The 18,366-nt window shown below is 67.6% G+C and carries 21 protein-coding genes and 1 pseudogene; 11 read left to right on the top strand and 11 right to left on the bottom strand.

The window, feature by feature from the left end; all coding sequences use genetic code 11:
- Positions 1-4: 4 nt before the first annotated feature.
- Positions 5-967, bottom strand: coding sequence for an AAA family ATPase (locus J2751_RS11735; protein ID WP_209486249.1), 963 nt, complete (start codon positions 965-967; stop codon positions 5-7).
- 675 nt (positions 968-1,642) lie between these two features.
- Entirely contained in the window at positions 1,643-1,867 is a 225-nt protein-coding gene (locus J2751_RS11730; protein WP_209486247.1) for a hypothetical protein, read from the bottom strand.
- A gap of 297 nt (positions 1,868-2,164) precedes the next feature.
- On the opposite strand from J2751_RS11730, the gene trxA reads away from it, so the two are divergent.
- The 6 genes from trxA (at position 2,165) to J2751_RS11700 (ending at position 6,862) form a co-directional block, all read left to right on the top strand.
- Positions 2,165-2,509 carry a thioredoxin gene (gene trxA / locus J2751_RS11725; protein WP_209486245.1) on the top strand — a complete coding sequence of 115 codons (345 nt, stop codon included), beginning with the start codon at positions 2,165-2,167 and terminating at the stop codon, positions 2,507-2,509.
- 41 nt (positions 2,510-2,550) lie between these two features.
- Positions 2,551-3,663 (top strand): aminotransferase class V-fold PLP-dependent enzyme, encoded by a 1,113-nt coding sequence (locus tag J2751_RS11720; protein ID WP_209486243.1) that lies wholly within the window; start codon positions 2,551-2,553, stop codon positions 3,661-3,663.
- Positions 3,664-3,712: 49 nt separating this feature from the next.
- Complete coding sequence (locus J2751_RS11715) at positions 3,713-4,270, top strand: class I SAM-dependent methyltransferase (RefSeq protein ID WP_209486241.1); 558 nt, start codon at positions 3,713-3,715, stop codon at positions 4,268-4,270.
- A 105-nt stretch (positions 4,271-4,375) separates the two neighbouring features.
- On the top strand, positions 4,376-4,807 hold the full coding sequence (locus tag J2751_RS11710; RefSeq protein ID WP_209486239.1) for a universal stress protein: 432 nt from the start codon (positions 4,376-4,378) through the stop codon (positions 4,805-4,807).
- Between the two features lie 132 nt (positions 4,808-4,939).
- On the top strand, positions 4,940-6,547 hold the full coding sequence (locus J2751_RS11705) for an FAD-binding domain-containing protein (protein ID WP_209486237.1): 1,608 nt from the start codon (positions 4,940-4,942) through the stop codon (positions 6,545-6,547).
- Positions 6,548-6,628: 81 nt separating this feature from the next.
- The gene (locus J2751_RS11700; RefSeq protein ID WP_209486235.1) at positions 6,629-6,862 is read left to right on the top strand and encodes a YgaP family membrane protein; all 234 of its coding nucleotides are present in this window, start codon (positions 6,629-6,631) and stop codon (positions 6,860-6,862) included.
- Between the two features lie 6 nt (positions 6,863-6,868).
- On the opposite strand, the gene J2751_RS11695 is transcribed toward J2751_RS11700, so the two are convergent.
- Positions 6,869-7,771, bottom strand: coding sequence for a hypothetical protein (locus J2751_RS11695; RefSeq protein ID WP_209486233.1), 903 nt, complete (start codon positions 7,769-7,771; stop codon positions 6,869-6,871).
- Between the two features lie 120 nt (positions 7,772-7,891).
- On the opposite strand from J2751_RS11695, the gene J2751_RS11690 reads away from it, so the two are divergent.
- A complete protein-coding gene (locus tag J2751_RS11690) occupies positions 7,892-8,734 on the top strand; it encodes a PIG-L deacetylase family protein (protein WP_209486231.1) in 843 nt (280 codons plus the stop codon).
- Between the two features lie 127 nt (positions 8,735-8,861).
- Here the strand turns inward: J2751_RS11690 and J2751_RS11685 are convergent, their stop codons facing one another.
- Positions 8,862-9,845 (bottom strand): nucleoside recognition protein, encoded by a 984-nt coding sequence (locus tag J2751_RS11685; protein ID WP_209486230.1) that lies wholly within the window; start codon positions 9,843-9,845, stop codon positions 8,862-8,864.
- 84 nt (positions 9,846-9,929) lie between these two features.
- Between J2751_RS11685 and J2751_RS11680 the strand changes: the two genes are divergently transcribed.
- Complete coding sequence (locus J2751_RS11680) at positions 9,930-10,829, top strand: HVO_0234 family beta-propeller protein (RefSeq protein WP_209486229.1); 900 nt, start codon at positions 9,930-9,932, stop codon at positions 10,827-10,829.
- Positions 10,830-11,146: 317 nt separating this feature from the next.
- On the opposite strand, the gene J2751_RS11675 is transcribed toward J2751_RS11680, so the two are convergent.
- A complete protein-coding gene (locus J2751_RS11675; RefSeq protein WP_209486228.1) occupies positions 11,147-12,097 on the bottom strand; it encodes an aminopeptidase in 951 nt (316 codons plus the stop codon).
- Positions 12,098-12,318: 221 nt separating this feature from the next.
- On the opposite strand from J2751_RS11675, the gene J2751_RS11670 reads away from it, so the two are divergent.
- The gene (locus J2751_RS11670; RefSeq protein WP_209486227.1) at positions 12,319-13,386 is read left to right on the top strand and encodes a type II glyceraldehyde-3-phosphate dehydrogenase; all 1,068 of its coding nucleotides are present in this window, start codon (positions 12,319-12,321) and stop codon (positions 13,384-13,386) included.
- A gap of 34 nt (positions 13,387-13,420) precedes the next feature.
- On the opposite strand, the gene J2751_RS11665 is transcribed toward J2751_RS11670, so the two are convergent.
- The 3 genes from J2751_RS11665 to J2751_RS11655 all read right to left on the bottom strand — a co-directional run bounded on the left by J2751_RS11665 (position 13,421) and on the right by J2751_RS11655 (position 15,209).
- Entirely contained in the window at positions 13,421-13,600 is a 180-nt protein-coding gene (locus J2751_RS11665; protein ID WP_209486226.1) for a hypothetical protein, read from the bottom strand.
- 189 nt (positions 13,601-13,789) lie between these two features.
- Positions 13,790-14,089, bottom strand: coding sequence for a hypothetical protein (locus J2751_RS11660; protein ID WP_209486225.1), 300 nt, complete (start codon positions 14,087-14,089; stop codon positions 13,790-13,792).
- Positions 14,090-14,189: 100 nt separating this feature from the next.
- The gene (locus J2751_RS11655) at positions 14,190-15,209 is read right to left on the bottom strand and encodes a hypothetical protein (RefSeq protein ID WP_209486224.1); all 1,020 of its coding nucleotides are present in this window, start codon (positions 15,207-15,209) and stop codon (positions 14,190-14,192) included.
- Positions 15,210-15,303: 94 nt separating this feature from the next.
- Between J2751_RS11655 and J2751_RS11650 the strand changes: the two genes are divergently transcribed.
- Positions 15,304-15,666 (top strand): DUF5518 domain-containing protein, encoded by a 363-nt coding sequence (locus tag J2751_RS11650; RefSeq protein WP_209486223.1) that lies wholly within the window; start codon positions 15,304-15,306, stop codon positions 15,664-15,666.
- Positions 15,667-15,698: 32 nt separating this feature from the next.
- Here the strand turns inward: J2751_RS11650 and J2751_RS11645 are convergent, their stop codons facing one another.
- Together J2751_RS11645 and J2751_RS11640 are read right to left on the bottom strand one after the other, a co-directional pair.
- On the bottom strand, positions 15,699-16,172 hold the full coding sequence (locus J2751_RS11645; protein ID WP_209486222.1) for a redoxin domain-containing protein: 474 nt from the start codon (positions 16,170-16,172) through the stop codon (positions 15,699-15,701).
- 102 nt (positions 16,173-16,274) lie between these two features.
- On the bottom strand, positions 16,275-16,778 hold the full coding sequence (locus J2751_RS11640) for a DUF367 family protein (RefSeq protein WP_209486221.1): 504 nt from the start codon (positions 16,776-16,778) through the stop codon (positions 16,275-16,277).
- Between the two features lie 180 nt (positions 16,779-16,958).
- Between J2751_RS11640 and J2751_RS11635 the strand changes: the two genes are divergently transcribed.
- Positions 16,959-17,840 carry a DUF3267 domain-containing protein gene (locus J2751_RS11635; RefSeq protein WP_209486220.1) on the top strand — a complete coding sequence of 294 codons (882 nt, stop codon included), beginning with the start codon at positions 16,959-16,961 and terminating at the stop codon, positions 17,838-17,840.
- Between the two features lie 310 nt (positions 17,841-18,150).
- Here the strand turns inward: J2751_RS11635 and J2751_RS15560 are convergent.
- A pseudogene (locus J2751_RS15560) lies at positions 18,151-18,366 on the bottom strand (IS110 family transposase); the annotation flags it as partial.

The following is an 18,366-nucleotide window of genomic DNA, read 5'->3' as shown; positions in this document are numbered from 1 at the left end:
AGCGCTACCCCGCCGGCGGCTCCATCGCGGGCACCTCGACGGCATCGAGGGTATCGCGGATCACGTCGCGGCGGGAGACGCCGCGCACGCCCGCTTCCGGGGTGAGCACGAGCCGATGAGCGAGCGCGGGGACGGCGATCCGCTTTACGTCGTCGGGAACGACGTACTCGCGACCGTCGAGCACCGCCTCCGCGCGGGCGACCTCGAACAGCCGCTGGACGCCCCGTGGGGAGACGCCGACGTCGACGCGGCCGTCCTCGCGGGTCGTGCGGCAGACGGCCCCGATATACTCGCGAACCGGTCCCTCCACGGTCACCGACTCGGGGACGCGCTGAAGCTCGCGGACGGCCCCCCGGTCCACGACCGGTTCGACGGTCGGAGCGGGCGTGTCGCGGTCGGCGCGCCGGTCGATGAGCTCTCGGGTGCCCGCCTCGTCGGGGTAGCCGAGCGAGGTCTTGACCATGAACCGGTCGCGTTGGGCCTCCGGTAGCTCGAAGGTGCCCTCCTGTTCGACCGGGTTCTGCGTGGCTATCACGCAGAACGGCTCCGGCAGCTCGTGGGTCTCGCCGTCGACGGTGACCTGTCCCTCCTCCATCGCTTCGAGGAGGGCAGACTGGGTCTTCGGCGGGGCACGGTTGATCTCGTCGGCGAGCACGACGTTCGCGAAGATCGGCCCGGGCGTGAACCGGAAGTCGCCGGCGTCCTCGTCGAAGACGTACGAGCCGGTGACGTCGGCGGGCATGAGATCCGGGGTGAACTGGACCCGCGAGAACTCCAAGCCGAGCGCGACCGCGAACGACCGCGCGGTCAGCGTCTTCCCGGTTCCGGGGACGTCCTCCAACAGGACGTGACCACGGGAGAGCAGCCCGGCGGTGACCTCTTCGAGCACGCGGCGATCGGCGACGACGGCGGAGAGCACCTCGTCGACGACGGAACCCGCCGTCGCCGATGCGTCGGGGATCGACATACCCGATCTGACGGGCGCGGAGGCTTATAAACGCACGTGACTGTCCTGCGCGTTTTCGTTTCCGACCCGCTGACTGCTCCGTGCGACACGAACCGCCTCCCGATCGACCTCGGGAGTGGGTCTCGCAATACGTTAGAGTGAGTGTTTATAAGTGGACAAGTGAGGTTGCTGGCGGCGGTTTATAAGTAGGTAGTGCTGTGGTGACCGCTTCCACATCTCCAGCTGCTCGTTTATAAACGGTTGGCGACGAATCGACGGTCGAGGCCTCTAAAGCCCCGGCCTGCTCCGGTCGAGGGGCTCGCTGCGCGCTCAAAAGGGCTCACTATGCTCGCCGTTTTGAGTGCTTGCGTCGTCATCAGAACGCGCCGCGTTCTGATCGGCTCACGAGAGCGCCGCTCTCGTGAACGCCCGTCGTCCCGGAGCAGGCTGCCCTTTGAGTCCCACCCCGTACCGCAACCGCACCTCACGCCTCCCCAGCCTCGCCGGAACGGCACTTAAAGCGCCGTTCCGGGCTTCCAGAGGGACCTTCGGTCCCTCGCGGTTCGCGGCTCTCCGAGCCGCTCACCGGGGCGCGCCACCGCATTGTCCATTTATATATGGTCGTCGCAGCTGCTCACAGTCCATTTAAATACGATCACGTCGCTGCCGATGTGAGCGACTTACTCTCGATATCGCTCACTCTCGACGGAGCGTGTACGCCGCGTAGCCGACCGCGACGAGGAGTCCGCCGAACACGAGGGTCCCGGCAGCCGCCGGGGTCGACGTCACGTACCCGCCGAGCGGATCGGTAAGCGCGATCACGGCGACCGAAAGCAGAACGGCGATGAGGATCGCGACCGCGCCGAACGCCTTGAACGTCGCGTCGAGACGCTTCCGTGAGGGGTCGGACTGATGGCTCATACGCGTCCGATAGGGGTGGCACCTACTAATGAATACACCACGATTCTCACACACGTGGAACGATACCGGACGGATAGTGTGGCGGTTTCACTGGTTTGCTGATCCGTGTTCGACACCGAGATCGCCCGACCTACCGATCGGTATCGTCCCCTATCACGGCGCGCTCGCGGTGTATCGGGCCCGCGGTGTCCCGGCGTAAGGGGAGCGGCACCGTCTCTCGGTACCATCCGAGCTGCGAGTTAGTATTGTGTAGAATATCCAAAACCGTTATCACGGTCGGGGGCGTACGTACGGGTGATGACGCAGACAACCGAACCCGTTCCGACCGACCCGATCGCCCTCGACGACGCCGCGGCGTTCGACGACCACGTCGCCGACTACGACGTTGTGCTCGTCGACTTCTATGCGGACTGGTGTGGACCGTGTCAGATGATGGAGCCCGCGATTGCGGCCGTCGCGGACGAGACCGGTGCGGCCGTCCTGAAAGTCGACGTCGACCGCTTCCAGGCGCTGGCCTCGGAGTACGGCGTTCAGGGGATCCCGACCTTGCTCGTGTTCGCGGGTGGCGAGCTCGCGAACCGCATGGTCGGCGCACAGACCGAGGAGACGCTCCGGACCGCCGTCGAGGAACACGTCAACTGAATGGTGTCGATCGTTCGACGCCAGGGGCGCGGGGAACGCGAATGACGCCGCGCGAGTTGCGCGCGGACGTCCCCGCACTCGACGGAGAGACGGCGTACCTGAACTACGGCGCGCACGGGCCGAGCCCCGAGTACGTCGTCGACGCCGCGGGCGGGTTCATCGCCGACCACGAGTACGGCGCGGCCGAGACCGACCCCTACGAGCACGCCTTCGACACCTACGATGCGGTCCGCGAGCGGATCGCGGCGTTTCTCGGAGGGGAGCCCGAGGAGATCGCGCTCACCGAGAGCACGACCGACGGGATCGGTCGGATAGCGGCCGCGATCGACTGGGAGCCCGGCGACGTCGTCGTCCGAACGGACCTCGAACACCCTGCGGGCGTGTTGCCGTGGAAGCAGCTCGAATCCGCGGGTGTTGCGGTCCGTGTCGTGGAGACCGGGGACGGGCGGGTCGATGTGGACGCGTTCACGGACGCGGTCGCGGACGCCCGGCTCGTCTGTTTCAGCGCGATCACGTGGACGCACGGGACGCGGCTCCCGGTCGAGGAGCTCGTCGGGATCGCCAACGACGCGGGCGCGTTCACCCTCGTCGACGCGGTCCAGTCGCCCGGACAGGTCGACCTCGACGTGACTCGCTGGGGCGCGGACGCGGTCGCGGCCGCCGGCCACAAGTGGCTGCTCGGCCCGTGGGGAGCCGGCTTCCTCCACGTCGACCGCGCGGTCGCGGACGGGTTGACTCCCGGAACCGCCGGCTATCGTGGGGTACGGACCCCGACCGCCGAGGAGATCGAGTACGAGCCCGGCGCGAAGCGGTTCGAGGTCGGGACGGCGACCGCGGCCGCCCACGTCGGCCTGCTCGAAGGGATCGACGCGATCGAGTCGGTTGGCATCGAACGGATCGAGGATCGGATCGAGCGTCTCACCGACCGGTTCAAGAGTGGAATCGACGACGATCGACTCCTGAGCCCCCACACGTTCGAGTCCGGGCTCGTCACGGTCGCCGACGACGACCCGGAGGCGACGGTGGACCGGCTGGCCGACCGCGGGATCGTCGTGCGGGCGATCCCCGACCCGCACGCGGTTCGCGTCTCGATCCACGCCGTCTCGACGGAACGCGAGGTCGACGCCGCCGTCGACGCCCTGAACGACTCGTGATCACGCCGTCGACCGATTCGTTTTTGTGGATTAAGTACAATACTATCGCATGGGATTCCACACGTTCGACGTCGACCGCGCGGAGCGGCTGGAGGACCCCGACCGCTACCGCTGGGTGTCCGCCGAGGAGCTGATCGGCGCGGTCGACCCCGCCGCCGCCGACGTCGTTGCCGACCTCGGGAGCGGCACCGGGTTTTATACTGACGATGTCGCACCACACGTCGGGTCCGTGTACGCGGTCGACCTCCAGGCGGAGATGCACGAGTTCTACCGGGAGAAGGGTGTACCCGCGAACGTCGAACTCGTCGAGAGCGACGTGGGGGACCTGCCGCTTGCGGACGACGCGCTCGACGCCGCGTTCTCGACGATGACCTACCACGAGTTCGCGAGCGACGACGCGGTCGCCGAGTTGGCGCGCGTTCTCCGCTCGGGCGGACGACTCGTGGTCTTCGACTGGTCGGCCGACGGCGACGGCGAGGCCGGGCCGCCGACCGACGAACGGTTCGGCGCCGACGACGCGGCCGTGGTGCTGGAGACTGCCGGATTCGATATCGTTCGTGCGGACACGCGCACGGAGACGTTCGCACTCGTCGCACTCGCGCCCTGAGCGGAACCGGTCGTTAGCTCGCCGACCGGTCACGGACCCGGTCGGAGAGTCAGGGGATGAGAACGCCGTCGAGGAGTTATGTACGCGCCACACTCATCTTCGACCATGCGATACCTCGTTGCCACGGACGGCTCGACGCTGGGGGACGAAGCGGTCCGGCATGCCGCGAGAGGGGCCGTCGCGTTCGACGCGACGCTCGTGATCGTCCACGTGTTGACGCCGGATTCAGAACTGATCGACGGAACGTTGATCCTCCCGGGCGAGGAGGCAGCAGTCGAGGAGGGCGAGCGCGTACTGGAGGGAGCGCGGGCGGTCGCCGAGGAGGTCGCCGAGGCGGAGGACGCCGGGATCGCGATCGAGACGGAGCTACTCACCGGCCGTCCGGCGGACGCGATCACGTCCTTTGCGGACGAGACGGGGGTCGACGCGATCCACGTGGGTCACCGCGGACTGAGCGAGGAGCGCGAGCAGGTCGTCGGGAGCGTCGCCAAGAGCGTCGTCGACAAGGCGACGGTTCCGGTGACTGTGATCCGATAGCGAACCGGACGCGGCAGAGGGGCCCCAGACGCGACACGGAACGGCTCAGAGACGATACGGAGCTCCTCTGACCGCTGCCGCGGACTCGACTGCCGACACGCCCTTGGTTCGACACCTCGAACGGGTATACGAATGCAGCAGCCGCCGCTCCCGACCCGACCGACTCGCGACGCTGTCCCGTCGATCGACGAGGGGTCAGCGGGTGCCGTCGTGTGGCACCGGACGGACCTGCGGATCGCCGACAACCCGGTTCTCGCGGCTGCCGCGGGAGGAAGGGGGGACGCCGACCGCCGCCTCCTCCCGCTTTTCGTCTTCGATCCGGCGTTCTACGGGGACGGCGGGACCGCCTGCGACGCGCGGATCGAGTTCCTTCACGACTGTCTCCGGGACCTCGACCGACAGTACCGCGACGTCGGCGGCGTGGGGCTGACCTACGCCCACGGGGACCCGATCGCGGTTCTGGAGCGTCTCGTCGACGCCGGCTGGGACGTGTACGCGCAGGGGGCTCCGAGTGGCCGATACGGCACCAACCGCGACGGGCGCGCCCGGGAGTCACTCGACGTGAACTTCGTCGGCGGCGACGGGCTCGTCCGAGACGAGCCGTATCCGAGACGCGAGTGGAGCGACCGCGTCGAGGCGTGGCTCACGGATGACCCGGTCGACTGGGATCCTCGGCAGGTTCGTCTCGACCGGATCGACACGGGGGTCGACCCCGGTCGGATCGCGGACGCGTACGCCGTGGCTTCGGAGAAGACGGACGTGCCGGCCGGCGGCCGGTCGGTCGCCCGGGACCGACTGGAATCGTTCGTCTCGCGGCTCGGCGCGTACCCCGGAAACATCTCCTCTCCGGTCGACGCTCGGGAGGGGACGAGCGGGCTGTCGCCGTATCTCCGGTTCGGCTGTCTGTCGGTCCGGGAAGTGTACCAACGCGTCGAGGAAGGCGCGCCGGACGGCCGCGGGAAGTCGATGTTCATCTCCCGGCTCTACTGGAACCGGCACTACCGGCAGAAGCTGCTCGACTGGCCGGGGTGGGTCGACCGCGCGGTCAACCCCGTGATGCGGGGGTTCAACCGAGACCGCCACGATCCGGAGTTGGTCGCGGCTTGGAAGGCGGGCGAGACGGGGTTCCCGATGGTCGACGCGAGCATGCGGTGTCTTCGCGAGACCGGGTGGCTCAACTTCCGAACCCGGGCGATGTGTGCGAGTCTGTACTTCCACGTCCTCCAGCAGCCGTGGCGGATCGGGGCGGACCACTTTTATGAACACCTGATCGACGGTGATGCCGCGATCAACTACACGCAGTGGCAGTCACAGTGTGGACTCGTCGGTCGACCGGGCCTCCGTCTCTACAACCCCGCGAAAGGGGTCCGCGACCTCGACCCCGACGGGGAGTTCGTCACTCGCTGGGTTCCGGAACTCGCCGACCTCCCCGCGCGGCATCTCCCCCGACCGGAGAAGACGCCGCTCGCGGTGCAGGACGACTGCGGGGTCCGGATCGGCGAGGAGTACCCCTATCCCGTCGTTGACTACGAGGGGGCCCGTCAGGAGTTCCGCGACCGGTACGGCGAGGTGGGAGGGGACGCGGCCGACCGCCTCGCCGACGAAACGGTCGCGAGGCGTGCGTCCCTGTCCGGGGGCGTCTCCGGCGCGAAGGCCATCGCGGCCGAACACGGGAACGAACCGGACCGCACGACGACGAGCGAGTCGGGCGGGAGCCAGACCGGCCTCGACGAGTTCTAGACGGATGCGATACCGGGCCCGGTCTGTCGGTACCACGACACCCGCCGACAGCTTTAGTTGTCGCGAGCGATAGTGTATGGTATGGACAAGAACGTAGGATCCACGGACGGGCGAGTTCGGACGGCAGTCGGCGCGGTCGCGGGAGCGCTCTCGATCGCGACGCTCGCGGGAGTCGTCCCGCTTCCGGAGCTGGCCGCGCCCCTGCTCGGCGTCGTCGCGCTCGCCGCGCTCGGAACCGCCGCGACCGGGGTCTGTGGCCTGTACTCCGTGCTCGGCGTCAACACCTGTCGCGTCTCACCCGACGAGTCACGATAACCCCCATCAGGACCGGAGGTACCGATCGACGCGTCCCGCGAGTGTGGACCGAACCTCGTTCTCCGACGGTCCGCCGAGGTCGCTCGCGAGCGCGGGGGTCTCGCGTGCTACCCGTTCGAGCGCGCGGTCGACGACCGCTTCGACCGTGGTGGCGTCGGGATCGATGCCGGCGTCGACGCTGGACCCCTCCACCAGTCGGTCGAGCCACGCGTCGGTGACGCGGTCGTCGAGGTCGATCTCCTTCGTTTCGGATGTCTCGTGCGTCTCGGACGTCTCACCCGTCCCCGATCCGTTGTTCCCGACCGGGAGGCTTCGTCGGACGGCACGCCTCCCACCCTTGTTGTGGAAGACGACGCCGGCCGCGGGTCCGTCGTACCACTGAGACTCGGGAACCGGATACTCTCGGGGGTCGACGTGTGCGGCTCGAAGCTCCTTGTCGATCGGGTCAATCGTGGGGAGTCCCACGCGCTCGAACGCGCTCCGGACCGTATCCGGCGGCAGATATCGCTCGCCGTCGACGTCGTGGAGAGCGGTGCCGAGAAACGGCGGGATCCGGTCGAGGTCGTACGGGAGCCGGCGGGCGTGCGTCGCCACGCCGAAGAAGGTGACCGAGCCGGGATCCTCGACGGCGGTCACGAACGCGTCGCGGGCGAACTCCTCACGGACGGCTCGGACCGCGGCCCGGTACCGGAGCGGCACCGCGTCGTGGTCGAAGACGCGCTCGTCGTCGCCGAACTCCAGGAACCCCGCGTCCGTCACCCGGAACCGGAGCGGGTCGCCGTCGACCAGTTCCTCGGTCCAGAGGTGACCCTCGCGGAACGCGTCCGCGGCCGCGGCGTGTCCGACGGCGTCGGAACCGTTCTCCTCTGCGGGGGCCTCGACGGACGGAAGCGGCGGGAACTCCTTCATGATGGGCGTTCGTCCGACCGTGGGCGAGCCGCGGTGAAAAGCTGTCGTCGCGATCGGAGGTCCGGCGGCGGACGGGTCCACGAGACCAAACTACTTGTTGGTCCGTCGCGGTGCGTCGACATGGACGACTCGCTCTCGCTCCTCGTGATCGGCCCGCATCCGGACGACTGCTCGATAAAGGCCGGCGGCATCGCGGCCCGCTACGTCGAGGCCGGACACGACGTGACGTTCCTCTCGGTCACCGACGGCAGTGCGGGCCACCACGAGATGGACCGCCCCTCGCTCGCCGCCCGACGGAAACGCGAGACGGAGGCGGTCGCGGAGACGCTCGGCGTCGACTACGAGTGGTTCGGCGTCCGCGACGGCGAGTTGGAGCCGACGCTGGCGCTGCGCGAGCGACTGATCCGCTTTATTCGACGGCTCGACCCCGACCTAGTGTTGGGGCCGCGACCGAACGACTACCATCCCGACCACCGGTACTGCGCGCAGGTCGTCCGCGACGCCGCGTACATGCTCATCGTCCCGAACGTCTGCCCGGACGTTCCCCCGATCGATTCGATGCCCGTGATCGGCTACGTGGCCGACGGGTTCACGAAGCCGACCCCGTTCGATCCGGATGTCGTCGTCGACGTCTCGTCGGTCGAGGCGGCCAAGCTCGACGCGCTCCACTGCCACGAGTCACAGATGTACGAGTGGCTGCCGTACACGTACGGCGCGCTCGATGCCGTTCCCGAAGGCGACGCGGAACGGCGGGCGTGGCTGGCCGACGACGGCGTCGAACACCTCGTCAGCGTCACGGAGATGAACGTGGCCGATCGGTTCCGGGACCTGCTCCGCGAGCGATACGGCGACGACGCGGACGGGATAACCCACGCGGAGGCGGTCGAGATATCCGAGTACGGCGCGCCGCTCGACGCGGCCACACGGGAGCGACTGTTTTTCATGTCAGTGACCCACGACTGACGTCGTGGACGTTCACCTCGTACTACTGTGACTCTCTCACAGGAAATCCGTTCGAACGGGTTGTGAGCGACGGCGACAGCCGCGTATCACTGAACGACGCGAGAGAGCCGCCGGCGACCCGGTCCGCTCACCACACCGGTGCGAGCAACAGCGCGACGGTTATCGAGATGAACACGAGCTTCAGCGCCGTGTTGACGAGTATCACCTTCGTCCCGAACTCCGCGCCCCAGATCCCGTACTGGAAGGGGATCGACCGGCGGAACGTGGAGACGGCAAACGAGAGGATCCCGCCGATGAGCAAGGTCGCGACCGCGGTCCGTGGCGTGAACGTGCCGTCCAGCAGCGGCGCGATCGTCACCGCGCCCGCGGTCGTATCGAGCGTGTACACCGCGATCACGGGGACGGCCGCTCCGGGCAGCCCGAGCAGCGTGGTGACCGGCTCCGCGACTCCCGTCAGCGACTCCACGTCGTAGTAGGTGATCAGCCCGATCACGAGCGTGTAGACGACGGCGAGCCGGGGGACGATCCGCCGGAGCGTCTTCCACGACTTCCCGGCCGCGTCACGGACCCGTTTTCGACCGCCCCGGTCGTCCGCGTCGGGGCCCGAGGCCTCGACGTCGGCGAGCGCCTCCCGGTTCACGTTGCGCTCGGAGAGGAGCAGGCCGCCGAGCGCGACCCCGCAAAGCGTGATAGCCAGCGCGATCCCGGCGCGCGCGGAGACGTAGAGGGTGCCGGTCGTCGTGCCGAGGATCGGGATCAACACCGGGACGTAGTAGGTGAACACGTGCTGGACGAACCCGAAGAACGTGTTGATGACGACGGCGACGAGCGTCGCGCGGTCGTCAAGCAGCCCCGACTCGCGGTACTCGGCGAGCGTGGCGTAGCCCGCGGTCGTCGACGCCGCCGTGGTGAGGATGGCGGTCCCGACCTCGTCGGGGAGGTTCGCGGGCCGGGTGAGCCAGCCCGACAGTCCCGCGACGTACCGGATCAGGCCGAACGCGACGGCGACGTTGGCGGCGAAGACGCCGATCGAGATGAACGCCGTGATCCGGGCGAGCCGGGGGGCCACGTCGGCGAGCAGGGCGACGAGTTCGACGGCGACCGATTGCACTACCGGCTGTACGTGAGGGGCGCTCAAATGGCCGTCGGAACGCTCGCGCGGGGCTTATGTCTCGCGGCGGTGAACGGTCGCCCGATGGCTCCCGCCGAGGACGACATCTCGATCGACGAAAAGCGCGTGTACGCGGGTAGCGCCGGCCGCACCGACGCGTACGTCGCCACCGAGAGCGGCGTCGTCCGCGTCTCGATGTCGGCCGACAAGGTCGGCGCGTTCGACATGGTCGACACGAGTTCCGCCCGCGACGCAGCGGTTCTCGCGCGCGACGGCGATCCGGACCTCGTCGGGATCGCGACCGCGGAGGGACTGCGCGTCGCGCCCGTCGGCGACGACCCCGAGTTCGACTCTGTGACGGAGAGCCCCTTGGTCGCCGTCGGCGTCCACGACGACGCGTTCCTCGTTGCCGGCGAGGACGGCGAGATCGCCCGCGTCGAGATCGGTACTGGAAGTGGCGTGGACTCCGATCCGGCCGCGGCCTCGATCGGGACGGTCTCGGAGCCGCGCGCGATCGACGGCCCCCTCGTCGCGGCCGCGGGCGGGGTTCACCGAGTCGTCGGGGGTGACGGCCCGGACGCGTCCCACGCGCTCGCCGCGGTCGGGCTCGACGACGCCCGCGATGTCGCGGGCTCCGGAACTCCCCTCGCAGCGACCGGTGCGGGCGTCTACCGGCTGGGCAACGGCTGGATGACGGCGCTGGAGGGCTCGGCGACTACGGTCGCCGCCGACGGCGACGGCCACGCGATGGCGGTCGTCGACGGCGATCTGTTCGTCCACGGCAGCGGGGAGTGGGACGCCGAGACGTGGACGGTCGCGGAACTCCCGGTCGACGAGGAGCCGGTCGCGCTCGGCTACGGTCCCGGCGTGTCGGTGGTCGTGACCGATGCGGGGACGCTCTGCGTCGACGCCGGCGACGGCTGGCGGCATCAAGTCGTCGGGGTTCGGGAGGTCGCGGGCGTCGCGCTCGCGGTCGTGGAGTGACGACACGAATCACATCTCGACTTGTACTTATAAATCGCCGATACTGGATCGGCAGTGAACTCCTCCAAAGCCCCAGCCGCGAGGCGCTACGCGCCTCTGGCAGCCGGACGTGGTCCGGCGACTGCCCCTTTGCGTCCCACCCGAACCGCAACCGCACAGCACCTCACACCTCCCCAGCCTCGGCGGGCGGGCGCTTATAAGCGCCCGCCCGGCCTCCCTCGCGCGGTGCTCTTCGCGCCCGATGGGCGCTCAGAGGTGCGCGCCACCGCAACGTTCACTTATAAATACTCGGCCCGTCTCCGAGCCGCGCACCCTCGCTACGCGCTTGGGAGTTCGATCTCCTCGCCGTCGGCGTAGACGGTCGGATTCCGGAGGATCCCGTCGAGATGGACGGGCGCGTCAGTCTCGCCGCCGATCCCGGCGTCGTCGCCGATCGCGATGTGGACCGTGCCGCCCGCCTTCTCGTCGAGGAGGACGGAGCCGACGAGTTCGTTGACGCCGACGTTGGTACCGATGCCGAGTTCCGCGAGGTTGTAGGCGGCGTCGCCGACCGACTCCGCGGCGGTCTCCAGCTCTCCGCGGACCGCGTCGTCGCTGACGGACGTGACGAGTCCGTCCTCGACCTCGAAGGTCAGCTCTTGTCCCTCCGCGAGCAGCCCGTGGGGCATCATCGTCCCGTCGACGACGTAGGTGCCGGTCGCGGTCTCGGGCGCGACGAACACCTCGCCGGCCGGCAGGTTCGAGAACTCGCCGGGCGCGTGGACGGACCCGGTGTCGGCGAGCCACTCGCGGTCGCCGATCCCGAACGTGACGTCGGTGCCCGCGGGCGAGGTCACTCGGATCTCGTCGGCATCGCCGACCGCGTCGAGCACGGCCGAACACGCCTCGTCGATCGCGGCGTAGTCGGCGTCGAGACCGGTGACGAACACGTCCTCCGTGATTCCCGGAAGCGTCGCGCCCCGTGCGCCGGCGTCGCAGGCGGCACCCCGTGCGCGAGTGTGGCTCAGGCTTTTGGTCGTCGGAGCGAGGAAGACATCGCTCTCGGCCATCGCGGCGGCGACGGGCGCGGGTGGCTCCGTCCCGTGCTGCTCGCTCGGGGGGTACCGGAGGAGCGTGGCGTCGTCGGTGACGGCGGCGGCGGCCGCGTACAGCGCCTCGCCGACCGGTTCGCGCTCGTCATCGGTAACGACGACGACTGACTCGTCGGACCGAACGCGGAGACACTGGTCGACTGCGGTTCGAGCCGCCTCCGTGAGGTGATCGCTCATGTCCGTGTCTCGGTTTCGGCGGGCGTTAGTCCTTGTCATCGACCGGTCGCACTCGTTTCAGTCGTCGATAATAGGTGTGCCCAACCGTTTACGATACTTTATGTAATAACCCGCTTACACGCTTTTATCTCCCGAATTAACCGATGCGTTACTCACACCGTAGTTAATTCCCATCTAATTTCACCGAAAACATTATCGGTGGCGACGGTGGGCGTAAAGATATGATCCAAGTGGGCGTGAACGGCTACGGGACGATCGGGAAACGGGTCGCGGACGCGGTCGCGGCCCAACCCGACATGGTGCTCCGTGGCGTCGCAAAGCGGAGTCCGAACCACGAGGCGGAGTCGGCAGTCAAACGGGAGTACGACCTCTACGCGGCCGACCCCGACCGAACGGACGAGTTCGAGGCCGTCGGACTCCCGCCGGCCGGCACCCTCTCGGATCTTCTCGCTGATGTCGATGTCGTCGTCGACTGCTGCCCCGCCGGCGTGGGTGCCCAAAACCGCGATATCTACGACGCTCACGACGTCCGCGTCGTGTTCCAGGGCGGCGAGGACGCCACCGTTGCCGACGCCTCGTTCACCGCTCGCACCGCCTTCGAGACCGCCCGCGACGCCGACGCCGTTCGAGTCGTCTCCTGTAACTCCACGGGACTCGCCAGACTCCTCGCACCCGTCGCGGAGTCCTTCGGCGTCGAAACGGCGCGAGTCACGCTCATACGACGGGGCGGGGACCCCGCCCAGACCGACCGGGGGCCGATCAACGACATCGTCCCGGACCCCGTGGGTCTCCCCTCCCACCACGGTCCGGACGTGAACACGGTGCTCCCCGGCGTCGACGTCGACACCGCCGCGCTGAAAGCGCCCGTCACTGCGATGCACACCCACAGCGTCAACGTCACGCTCGAAACGACGCCGACGGCCGACGAGGTTCGCCGGCTGCTCGCGGACGAGTCCCGGCTGTTCCTCATCCCCGAAGGCGCGGGCATCGACGGCGCTGGCGCGCTCAAGGAGTACGCGATGGATCTCGGCCGTCCCCGTGGCGACCTCTGGGAGAACTGTCTGTGGGGGGAGTCCGTCCACGTCTCCGGCCGCGACCTCTACCTGTTCCAGAACGTCCATCAGGAGGCGGACGTGGTCCCCGAGAACGTCGACGCGATCCGCGCGATGGCGACCGACACGGCGGCGGCCGAGTCGATGGCGACGACGGACCAAGCGCTCGGCGTCGGACTAGAGAGCCGTCTTGATACGGATACGGAACTGCCGGACTCGATCACGGCAGACGACTGACCGCCAGCGACGCGCGAGACGACGACGCTCCGACTCAGCGCTCGGACGGGGCGGTCACGAGGAACGTCCGGCCACCCCGACGTTCGAGATACACTTCGCTGTTGTCAACCCGGTTCGATCGAGCACGGTCCGTGATCCGGTCGGTTCGGCACTTGGTGACGTCCACGCGCGTCGGCACACCGTATCGCGGCTGGTCGCTCGTTGACACGCTCATGACTACCGATCGAGCCGCTACCAACGTATAAGCGAGCCATGCCCGGAGTGAAACTGAAAGTGAACGGCTCGGTACGCCTGCCAGTGGATCCGGCGGGCCGGATCCGGGTCACGCTCCGCCCGGTGTGACTCCCATCCCCGACTATCTTGATACAGCGAGAGAATCCCGCCGTTCACGGCGCGGAGGATGTCATCGGCGGAGCCCGGCTTCCTCGTCGTCCTCGACGAACCGAACCGTGAAGTAGTCGTAGCCGCCGTAGGCCGCCTCCAACGCACCCATCCACCAGTTCCATCGGTCGACGAGCGAGGAGCCGTCGGGAGCGTCGGAGAGGTGTCGGACCACCGCCGGAACGGTCAGGCCGTGGCCACGGTCGCGTGACGGTTTCCCCGAGTCAGACAGGTCGCGTGCCGCCCTCGCCACTGCACGCCGTTGTGCGGCGGTCCCACCGAACTCGTCGGCAAGTGCCCGCTCCAGGCGTTTTCGGTCCATACTCGAAAGGAGGGCACATGCGTATTTGAGTCGTCCGGTGGCGGCGGTCGCGAGCCGGGGGTCACATCAGGGGCGGGGCCGAATCAGAGCCGGAGTCGTATCAGAGCCGGGCGGCGAGCGCGAGGAAGATCAGGGTGAACGGTGCGGACAACAGCCCGAGCGCGAGTCCCGCACCACCTTCGCCGGCGGCCGACAGCGCGAGCCCGAACACGAGCGTCGTGCTCCCCACCAGCGCGAGGAGGGCGCGCTCCGGGACGCTCGCGCGGTCCGGACCGTCGGAACCGGTGAGAACGTCGTCGAGGGCGTCCTCGACCGCGTCGGCCCGGTCCCGCGGGACCGTCAGCCACGGCGTCGAGCGGTACCACTCGTTGCCGCGGTACGCAAGCAGGAACACCGTGTCCGCGCGGGGAAGGTCGATCCGGCGGGTGCGGACGACCGCGTTCAGGTCGTCGGTCCGGCTCCGACCCCGTACGGGATACGTCCGCTTGACCGTGTGTGCCCGCGGATCCAACGTGACCTCGGCTCCCTCCCACAGCAGCACCAGCGGAACGAGCAGGAGTATCGCGAACGGCAGTCGCAGGCCGAATGCCGTCCACTCAACGCCGGTCGCCCACAGCGAGAGCGGGACCGCCGCGCCGAGGAGGAGCCAGCCGGGACGGAGCGAGGAGAGGCCGGGGAGTCGCTCGCGGATCGAACCGTCCTCTCGACCCCACTCGCCGTAGGAGAGGTAGAGGTAGGGGACGGTCAGGATGGCGATGACGAGGACGAAGACGAGGGTGACGAACGCCTCTCCGGGGCTCGCTCCCGTCAGAAACGAGGGCGCTGCGCTTGGCGAGAGGTCGGTGAGCGCCGAGACGACCGTCGACGCGAGCGCGGCACCGACCACCGCCACGCCGAGGACGATTGCCAGCCCGAACCCGACGACCATCGACCGGAGTCGGTCGTGGCGAACTGGTCCCCACGCGATCGCGTCGATGGCGGCGGTGTCGCGATCGCTCGTCTCGGGCCGGGCGTCACCGTCGGCGTCCGTGGCCGTAACGTGATCGGTCACCGAGGTGTCCCCGGCGGTCGACGCGTCGGACACGGTCGCCGTACCGCGGCTCCCGCGTTCGGAGGGCATACATCCCCGGTTACGGTGGTTCGATATAAAAAACGTCGTCCGAGACCACGTCGCCGACGGCGGACTTATGACCGTTCCCGGTGAAAGTCCCGGTATGACCGATCTCCGTGCGGTCGGCTACGGATTCGTGGTGATGTTCATCGCCGGACTGATCGCGTCGGCCGCGCCCGTGATCGGCCACATCGGCGCGGGGCTGATCGGCGGGTTCGTCGCCGGATACGTTGCCGGCGGCGGGCTGCTCTCGGGCGGCTGGCACGGACTCCTCGCAGGGTCGGTGACGGGTATCGCGATCACGCTCGTCCTCGCCGCGTTCGGCAGCCTCGTCGGGCTCGTCGGCGGACCGGTCGGAAGCCTGCTCGGCGGGGCCGGCGTCCTCGTAATCGGGCTGTTCCTGACGTTCCTGTTCGCGATCGACTCCGCGCTCGCGGGGATGATCGGCGGCGTACTCGGAGACTGAAACGAGCGTGAACGAACGCGAGAGCTCGGCTCTCAGACGGACTGCGCGGCGTCGAGCACGGCCTCGTACGCCGGCTCGTTCGTCGGGTCGTCGGCGATCCAACTGTAGACGACCTCGCCCTTGTCGTCGAGCACGAAGACCGCACGGTTGGCGATGCCGTGGAGTCCGAGGTCGGGGATGTCCATCTCCAGCCCGTACGCCCGGATCGCGTCGCCGTCCATGTCGCTCACGAGGTCGAACTCGATCCCGTGCTCCTCGCGGAACGCGCCCTGCGAGAACGGCGAGTCGGCACTGACGCCGAACAGGGTCGCGCCCGCGTCGTCGAAGGCGTCGGCGTGCTCCTGAAACGCGATCATCTCGTTGGTACACGGCGGCGTGAACGCTCCGGGGAAGAAGGCGAGCACGACCGGCCCGTCACCGAGGTAGTCGTCGAGATCGAACGGCTCATGATCGCTCGTTCCGATCGTCGCAGTGAACGTGGGCGCGATGTCACCTGTTGTAACCATCGATCGACCGTACGGTCGGTTCGATGAAAAAGGCTCGTTTCACCCCTCCTCGCACGGATCGGTGCGCACCGACGACCGCGATCAACGGAGTCGTCGAGCCGGTCACTCCCGGTCGAGGTACTCCTGTTGGATCGCGACGATCTCGGCGGAGTCCTCGCAGTCGGCGTAGCGCCGAAGGGGCTCCTCGTTGAGTTCGAGGAACGTCTCACCCCAGGTGAACTTCGCCATGATCCGCTCGGCGTGGTCCGACTCGCCGAGGATGGCCAGTGCGGCCGCGAACGCCTCGACCGTCGTGAGCTGCATGGGCCGACCGAAGTTCACCGGGTTGCCGGCGACGAGATAGGGGAGGGCACGATGCTCGCCGGGGAGGGTAAACTGCTTCTCGCCGGCTGACTCCCACGAACAGTCGAGTGCGACCAGCGTGTTCTCGCGGGCGAGGTCGGCGTCGGCGGGCGAGAGGGCACGCTCGGCGTGCGGATTGAGGACGACCCCGTACGGGGTGGCACGGTCGGAGCGGTGGAGCGTTGTGAGGTCGAACCGCGCGAGCTTCCGTGCCGTACACTTATCAGGGTCGTCGTCGCCCTCGTACCGAACGTGGAGGTCCACGAGTGAGGATCGACGGTAGCGAATAAAAGGGATGCGGAGCGACCCATGGTGTCTACAGCGACTCATTCGTTGTCCTCGAAATCGAACTCGGCCAGATGACACACCTGTTTACCTACTTTCCCTATATCAATCGCCATTAGGACGAACGTTATCACTTGGCTATCTTCTAGTAATAGAACAATGGATCGAGGGACCAACGACGAATTGCTGGCGGAGTTCGGCGTATCGCGTGATCTGGTCCTACAGTGGACGGTCGTGAGCACGGTCGGAATGCTCGTCTCGCTCGTCGGCTTTCTCTTCGTGTACTATCTTGTGACGGGTGACGCTACAGTCACCGAGTTCGGATTCGACGAGACCGCCGGCTGGTGGAATCTCGGCCTTACGTTCCTGTTCGTGATGGGATCGATGGCGTTGGTGATCGTTGTCCACGAGCTCTGTCACGGGGCGGCGATCCGTGCGTTCGGCGGGACGCCGCGGTACGGCCTCGGCGTCGTCTACGCCGTCTTCCCGTACGCGTTCGCGACGACGGACACGCGATTCACCCGCAACCAGTTTCTCGTCGTCGCGCTCGCGCCGTTGGTTCTGTTGACTGGTATTGGCGTTCCAGTGATGATCGCTTTCGAGTGGCCGTGGCTCGCCGTCCCGCTGGCGTTGAACGCCGGCGGCGCGGTCGGCGACGTCTGGATGGCGCTCACGTTACTGAGCTATCCGGCCGACGTCTCCGTTGTCGACAGCGAAACTGGCCTCGAAGTGTACGGACTGCCCGGGATCGAACGTTGGGAGACCGCTCCGGCGACCGTCGTCTGGGACCTCGTCGTCGGAACCGCAGGCGGCGTGTTGATGCTCGCAGTCGTGATCGGTGTCCTGACCCCGATCGCGTTGGCTGCCCTCGGTGTCGACTCGCTGACAATCGGCGTCCCCGACACGCTATTGTTCGTGTTCGGCTTTCTCAGGACGCCGGACGGTGGCGTCGAGTTCTCGATGGGGTCCGGCGTGTTTCTCGTTGGGGGCGCAGTCGGCATCGTCTACGCGTACGTCCGCGCCCGGCGACGGACCGCGTAGACTATCGGTAGGTGGCCGTCAGAATCACTGTAGTACGAGATCTCATACAGCAGTGTTGATCTCGAATCCGCAAGAATGCTCTCCATCAACAATGTGCTACACACCTATGAAAGCCTGCTAGCTCAACAAACCACGTCTGCGATACTATATTTTTCGCCGGGATCGATCCGATCTTGATCACGAGAGAGAAACTGCAAGCAGGCACCGTGATGGTTCAGGAACCAACCGGCAGGCGGTCAGAACGTGAAGGCGACAGCTGTAGCTCACGACCGCTGCGACCGGCCGATGAGGGCCGCCGGCCCGGCGGCCCTCAGGCACTCACCTCTGGTGGATCATACACCTCCTCACGCTCCAGCATGTGGAAGATCGACACGAGCAGTTTTCGCGCCGTTGCGACGATCGCTATCTGATGATTCTTCCGCTGTTTCAATCGAGCGTAAAACCGTCCAAGATACGGATCGTTACACCGGTGAACCGCTGTTTGAACACACTGAACGAGGATCCAGCGTAATTCTCCACTTCCGCG

Source organism: Halorubrum alkaliphilum (assembly GCF_017873815.1).
In the GTDB taxonomy this organism is placed as follows: domain Archaea; phylum Halobacteriota; class Halobacteria; order Halobacteriales; family Haloferacaceae; genus Halorubrum; species Halorubrum alkaliphilum.
This window is presented reverse-complemented; position numbering and strand designations above follow the sequence as displayed.

Bases quoted from the DNA above. Each gene is read 5' to 3' on its own strand.
- J2751_RS11735 (WP_209486249.1), bottom strand. From the start codon at position 967: ATGTCGATCCCCGACGCATCGGCGACGGCGGGTTCCGTCGTCGACGAG.
- J2751_RS11655 (WP_209486224.1), bottom strand. From the start codon at position 15,209: ATGCCCTCCGAACGCGGGAGCCGCGGTACGGCGACCGTGTCCGACGCG.
- J2751_RS11710 (WP_209486239.1), top strand. From the start codon at position 4,376: ATGCGATACCTCGTTGCCACGGACGGCTCGACGCTGGGGGACGAAGCG.
- J2751_RS11660 (WP_209486225.1), bottom strand. From the start codon at position 14,089: ATGGACCGAAAACGCCTGGAGCGGGCACTTGCCGACGAGTTCGGTGGG.
- J2751_RS11690 (WP_209486231.1), top strand. From the start codon at position 7,892: ATGGACGACTCGCTCTCGCTCCTCGTGATCGGCCCGCATCCGGACGAC.
- J2751_RS11645 (WP_209486222.1), bottom strand. From the start codon at position 16,172: ATGGTTACAACAGGTGACATCGCGCCCACGTTCACTGCGACGATCGGA.
- trxA (WP_209486245.1), top strand. From the start codon at position 2,165: ATGACGCAGACAACCGAACCCGTTCCGACCGACCCGATCGCCCTCGAC.
- J2751_RS11720 (WP_209486243.1), top strand. From the start codon at position 2,551: ATGACGCCGCGCGAGTTGCGCGCGGACGTCCCCGCACTCGACGGAGAG.
- J2751_RS11650 (WP_209486223.1), top strand. From the start codon at position 15,304: ATGACCGATCTCCGTGCGGTCGGCTACGGATTCGTGGTGATGTTCATC.
- J2751_RS11730 (WP_209486247.1), bottom strand. From the start codon at position 1,867: ATGAGCCATCAGTCCGACCCCTCACGGAAGCGTCTCGACGCGACGTTC.
- J2751_RS11665 (WP_209486226.1), bottom strand. From the start codon at position 13,600: ATGAGCGTGTCAACGAGCGACCAGCCGCGATACGGTGTGCCGACGCGC.
- J2751_RS11675 (WP_209486228.1), bottom strand. From the start codon at position 12,097: ATGAGCGATCACCTCACGGAGGCGGCTCGAACCGCAGTCGACCAGTGT.
- J2751_RS11700 (WP_209486235.1), top strand. From the start codon at position 6,629: ATGGACAAGAACGTAGGATCCACGGACGGGCGAGTTCGGACGGCAGTC.
- J2751_RS11695 (WP_209486233.1), bottom strand. From the start codon at position 7,771: ATGAAGGAGTTCCCGCCGCTTCCGTCCGTCGAGGCCCCCGCAGAGGAG.
- J2751_RS11635 (WP_209486220.1), top strand. From the start codon at position 16,959: ATGGATCGAGGGACCAACGACGAATTGCTGGCGGAGTTCGGCGTATCG.
- J2751_RS11670 (WP_209486227.1), top strand. From the start codon at position 12,319: ATGATCCAAGTGGGCGTGAACGGCTACGGGACGATCGGGAAACGGGTC.
- J2751_RS11680 (WP_209486229.1), top strand. From the start codon at position 9,930: ATGGCTCCCGCCGAGGACGACATCTCGATCGACGAAAAGCGCGTGTAC.
- J2751_RS11705 (WP_209486237.1), top strand. From the start codon at position 4,940: ATGCAGCAGCCGCCGCTCCCGACCCGACCGACTCGCGACGCTGTCCCG.
- J2751_RS11715 (WP_209486241.1), top strand. From the start codon at position 3,713: ATGGGATTCCACACGTTCGACGTCGACCGCGCGGAGCGGCTGGAGGAC.